The 1,059-nt window shown below is 31.9% G+C and carries 1 protein-coding gene; it reads left to right on the top strand.

Annotation, left to right across the window (positions count from 1 at the left end):
• Positions 1–696 (top strand): group II intron reverse transcriptase/maturase (locus tag EES38_RS23180; RefSeq protein WP_148090386.1); only part of this gene is annotated, 696 nt, incomplete at its 5' end.
• Between the last annotated feature and the right edge of the window lie 363 nt (positions 697–1,059).

Below are 1,059 nucleotides of genomic sequence, written 5' to 3'. Positions count from 1 at the left end.
CATTATGTTAGATATCACGGAAGATGCATTCTGGCAACAAAGGATACGCCGCTTCTGATGAATAAATGGAAATATTATTTTGTTAATTTATGGCAATGTTATTTTTCGGTATGGTTTCAATCGCAAAAGGTCAATATAAATCAATTATCTAAAGATAATTTAGAGTTTCTGGGTTATCTGTCAAGTTTGCGATTAAACCCTTTAGTGGTACGTAGTCAAATGCTAGAAAACTCATTTCTAATAGATAATGTTAGAATCAAATTGGATAGCAARATTCCAATTTCTTCTATTATTGGATCGTTGGCTAAAGATAAATTTTGTAATGTATTAGGGCATCCCATTAGTAARSCRRCCTGGRCSGATTCATCAGATTCTGATATTMTCRMCMGATTTGTGCGSATATGCAGAAATATTTCTCATTATYACAGCGGATCYTCAAAAAAAAAGARTTTGTATCGAATAAARTATATACTTCGWCTTTSTTGTGYTMRAACTTTGGCTCGTAAACACAAAAGTACTGTACGYRCTTTTTTRAAAAGRTTRGGYTCKGRWTTATTRGAAGAATTCCTTACGGRGGAMGAMCAAGTTCTTTCTTKAATCTTCYCAAGAAGTTATTATGCTTCTAAAAGATTATATCGAGTGCGAATTTGGTATTTGGATATTCTTTATCTTAATGATTTGGTCAATCATGAATAATTGGGTTCTGAGACCCCATAAATGAAAAATCGAAATTTATTAAAATTTATGCAGAGATAAAAAAAAATCAATTATTTTTTATTATCAAAAGTGCTTTATTTCTATTATTAAATGTTCATACAGTAAGACTACGATTAAATTTACTGAGTATTGAATTTGGAGTCCTATTTATAAGGAACCAAAGAAATTGAGTTTTCTATGTATACATAGAGAAAGCTGTGTGCAATGAAAAATGCAAGCACGGTTTGGGGAGGGGTTTTTTACCTTTTTTTTTTCATTTTAACAAGGAGATTATCTCTACTCCATCCGACTAGTTCCGGGTTCGAGTCCCGGGCAACCCACTACGGATCGTATTCAATCGTA

The organism is Vibrio viridaestus, from assembly GCF_003856525.1.
GTDB classification, from domain to species: Bacteria; Pseudomonadota; Gammaproteobacteria; order Enterobacterales; family Vibrionaceae; genus Vibrio; species Vibrio viridaestus.
The sequence above is the reverse complement of the archived record's forward strand: the minus strand, read 5'-3'. Positions and strand labels throughout refer to the sequence as shown.